The sequence below is a fragment of the Mycobacterium sp. E3198 genome (genome assembly GCF_001667015.1).
Lineage (GTDB): Bacteria > Actinomycetota > Actinomycetes > Mycobacteriales > Mycobacteriaceae > Mycobacterium.
In genome coordinates, this window is the sequence record NZ_LZIS01000216.1 from 1 (window position 1) to 3,591 (window position 3,591).

General features: G+C 71.3%; 4 protein-coding genes. 3 read left to right on the forward strand and 1 reads right to left on the reverse strand.

The window, feature by feature from the left end; all coding sequences use genetic code 11:
- Together A5673_RS23025 and A5673_RS23030 are read left to right on the forward strand one after the other, a co-directional pair.
- Positions 1-744, forward strand: a 744-nt coding sequence (locus A5673_RS23025) for an alanine and proline-rich secreted protein Apa (protein WP_231971431.1), incomplete at its 5' end; no start/stop codon positions are given.
- Positions 745-782: 38 nt separating this feature from the next.
- Positions 783-1,805: a zinc-binding alcohol dehydrogenase family protein gene (locus A5673_RS23030; protein WP_068237981.1), complete on the forward strand. Its 1,023-nt coding sequence runs from the start codon at positions 783-785 to the stop codon at positions 1,803-1,805.
- A 7-nt stretch (positions 1,806-1,812) separates the two neighbouring features.
- Here A5673_RS23030 and A5673_RS23035 read toward each other — a convergent pair whose 3' ends face one another.
- Entirely contained in the window at positions 1,813-2,553 is a 741-nt protein-coding gene (locus A5673_RS23035; protein ID WP_068237986.1) for a CPBP family intramembrane glutamic endopeptidase, read from the reverse strand.
- A gap of 244 nt (positions 2,554-2,797) precedes the next feature.
- Here A5673_RS23035 and A5673_RS23040 point away from each other — a divergent pair.
- The coding region (locus A5673_RS23040; protein ID WP_369806518.1) for a PPE family protein at positions 2,798-3,591 on the forward strand (794 nt) is incomplete at its 3' end.

A 3,591-nucleotide genomic window follows, 5' to 3' on the forward strand; every position in this document is an offset into this window, starting at 1 on the left:
CCACCACCGGGCGACCCGAACGCGCCGCCGCCCCCGCCCGTCGACCCCAACGCTGGCCGGATCGGCAACGCCGTCGGCGGATTCAGCTTCGTGCTGCCCCCCGGCTGGGTCGAGTCCGACGCCTCGCACCTCGACTACGGTTCGGAGCTGCTGAGCAAGACCACGGGTCAACCGCCGATGCCGGGGCAGGCGCCGCCGGTCGCCAACGACACCCGCGTGGTGATGGGCCGCCTGGACCAAAAGCTTTACGCCAGCGCCGAAACCACCGACGCCAAGGCCGCGGTCCGGTTGGGCTCCGACATGGGTGAGTTCTTCATGCCGTACCCCGGTACCCGGATCAACCAGGTGACGGCCCCGCTGACCGGCGCCAACGGGATCACCGGAAGCGCGTCGTACTACGAGGTGAAATTCAGCGACCCGTCCAAGCCGAACGGCCAGATCTGGACCGGCGTGGTCGGCTCGCCCTCGGCCGGCAACGGACCCCCGCAGCGCTGGTTCGTGGTGTGGCTGGGGACCTCGAACGATCCGGTGGACACGAATGCGGCCATTGCGCTGGCGCAGTCGATCCAGCCCTGGACACCGCCGGCCGCCCCGCCGCCGCCTCCGGGCGCCCCGGAGCCGGCACCGGGAGCACCTGCGCCGGCCCCCGGCGCACCGGCGCCCGCGCCCGCCCCGGGGCAGGCGCCCGCGGGCGAAGTCACTCCTGCTCCCGCATCGACGCCGCAGCGACCCGTGGCGAGCTAACCCGTTGCGGCCGTGGCCAATAGCGGCATGATGTAGTGATGGCCTCAACGGCGACGACGATGCGCGCGTGGCGGGTGCGCCGCCCGGGGCCGATGGACACCGGCCCACTCGAGCAGGTCACCGCCGAGGTGCCGCGACCGGAGCCGTCGGAGCTGCTGGTGGCGGTGCGCGCGTGCGGCGTGTGCCGCACCGATCTGCACGTGACCGAGGGTGATCTCCCCGTGCACCGCGAGGGGGTGACGCCCGGGCACGAGGTGGTGGGCGAGGTTGTCGAAGTGGGCGCTGCGGCCGGGGACGGGTTCGAACCCGGCGACCGGGTGGGCATCGCCTGGCTGCGCCACACCTGCGGCGTGTGCAAGTACTGCCGCCGCGGCGACGAGAACCTGTGCCCGCAATCCCGGTACACCGGCTGGGACGCCGACGGGGGGTACGCCGAATTCGCCACCGTCCCGGCCGCGTTCGCGCACCACCTACCGAGCGGCTACAGCGACAGCGAGCTGGCCCCGCTGCTGTGCGCCGGCATCATCGGGTACCGCTCGCTGCTGCGCGCCGAGCTGCCGCCCGGCGGGCGGCTGGGGCTCTACGGCTTCGGCGGCAGCGCCCACATCACCGCGCAGGTGGCGCTGGCGCAGGGCGCCGAGGTGCACGTGATGACCCGCGGCGCCGAGGCCCGCAAGCTGGCGCTGGAGCTCGGGGCGGCGTCGGCACAGGGCGCCGCCGATTCGCCACCGGTGCCGCTGGACGCCGCGATCCTGTTTGCCCCCGTCGGCGAGCTGGTGCTGCCCGCGCTGGAGGCGCTGGACCGGGGCGGCACGCTGGCGATCGCGGGCATTCACCTCTCCGACATCCCGCCGCTGAACTACCAGCGGCACCTGTTTCAGGAGCGCCAAGTCCGGTCGGTCACCTCGAACACGCGGGCCGACGCGCGGGCCTTCCTCGACTTCGCCGGGCAGCACCACATCGAGGTCACCACGCCGGAGTACCCGCTCGGAAGGGCCGACGAGGCGCTGAGCGATCTCAGCGCCGGGCGCATCGCCGGAGCCGCGGTGCTGCTCGTGTAGCGGGGGCTCAGGTCGACAGGTGCCAGACCAGCGCCGCGGCCAGGGCGCCGAGCCCGTTGAGCGACCAGTGCAGCGCGATCGGCGCGATCAGGCTGCCGCTGCGCCGGCGCAGCCAGCTGAAGACGAACCCGGCGGCCCCGGTGGCCAACACCGCCAACGTCACCCCGGCCAGCATCCCGGCGAACCCACCGCCGAACAGCCGGGTGAAGCCGACGTTGTTGCTGGTGAGGCCCAGCGAGGTGGCGACGTGCCACAGACCGAACAACAGCGAGCCGCCCAGCGCCACGCCCCGAAAGCCCCAGGCGCGGTTCAGCGCGCCGTGCAGCACGCCGCGAAACGCGAGCTCCTCGGGGATCACGGTCTGCAGCGGGATGACGATCATCGAGGCGATCAGGGCGCCGGAGATCGTGGCGTAGTGGTTGTTCAGGAACATCTGCCGGGTCATCGGCAGCAGGATCCCGACCGCGATCACGGCCGCCACGACGGCGACGGCGCCCAGCGCGTACCCGAGCCCGGAGCGCCAGTGCGCGCGGCCCAGGCCGAGGTCGGCCCAGTCCAGACCCCTGGCGCGCATCAGCACAGCCAGGCCCACGGCGGCGGCCGGGACGGTGGCGATGCTGGCCCACGGCGTGGTGAAGTGCGCGATCAGGTTCGTCAGCACCAGCACCGCGACGACCACGGCGATGTCGAGGTGCACGTGGAACCGATGCGGCACCGACGGCTGGGCGGCAGCGATGGCGTCGGGCATCCGGCCAGTTTACCCGCGGCCGCGGACATCCCGTGGCCACGCGAGCAGCGGAGATGTCATGCCGAAACCCCGGCACCGCGTTTAACCCGGGCCGAATCGGGGAGGTTGCCCTCGACGCCGACGTTGTGCGGCCCGTTGCGGGCGGCGGTCAAAGATGGAATCGAGGGGACGCGAATTGGATTACGGAGCGTTGCCGCCCGAAATCAACTCCGGCCGCCTCTACTCGGGGCCCGGGCCGGAATCGTTGCTGGTCGCCGCGCGCGCCTGGAACGGTCTGGCCGCCGAGCTGTTTTCCGCGGCGGATTCTTTCCAGTCGATGATCGCCGACTTGTCGGGCACCTCGTGGCAGGGGCCAGCGTCGGAATCGATGACAGCAGCGGCCACGCCGCTGGTGGCGTGGATGAGCGCGACGGGTGCACAAGCTCAACAGTCGGCCACCCAGGCGATGGCAGCGGTCGCCGCATTCGATGCGGCGTTCGCGGCGGTGGTTCCCCCTGCCGTGATCGCGACCAACCGCGCACAGCTGGCGACGCTGATCGCGACAAACCTGCTGGGCCAGAACACCCCGGCGATCATGGCTAACGAGGCTCAGTACGCCGAGATGTGGGCCCAAGACGCTTCCGCCATGTATGGGTACGCGGCCAACTCGGCCAGCGCGGCGACCCTGACCCCTTTCGCCTCGCCCCGGCAAGCCACAAATCCGGCTGGTACGGCCAGCCAAGCGGCGGCCGTCACGCAAGCCGCCAGCACCCCGGTCGGCACCGTCGAACAGGAGCTCTCCCAACTGGTCTCGGCGCTGCCGCAAACGCTGCAGCGGCTCGCGTCGGGTGGGCCGTCGGGATTGATAACGTCCATCGTGAGTCTGCTGAACAACTCGGGATTTCAAAACTTCCTCTCGGCAAGCGGGGAATACCTCACATTCCTGAGCGGCGTGTCATTCATCATCAGCGGCGTCTTGTTCATCATCGGACCGGTGATTCAGATCGCAGCAAGTGCCAGCTCGTCGAGCGGCGGGGGCGGCGGTGGCGGTAGCGGCGC

Excerpts from the sequence above, each read along its gene's own strand:
- A5673_RS23035 (WP_068237986.1), bottom strand. The coding sequence starts at position 2,553 with ATGCCCGACGCCATCGCTGCCGCCCAGCCGTCGGTGCCGCATCGGTTC.
- A5673_RS23030 (WP_068237981.1), top strand. The coding sequence starts at position 783 with ATGGCCTCAACGGCGACGACGATGCGCGCGTGGCGGGTGCGCCGCCCG.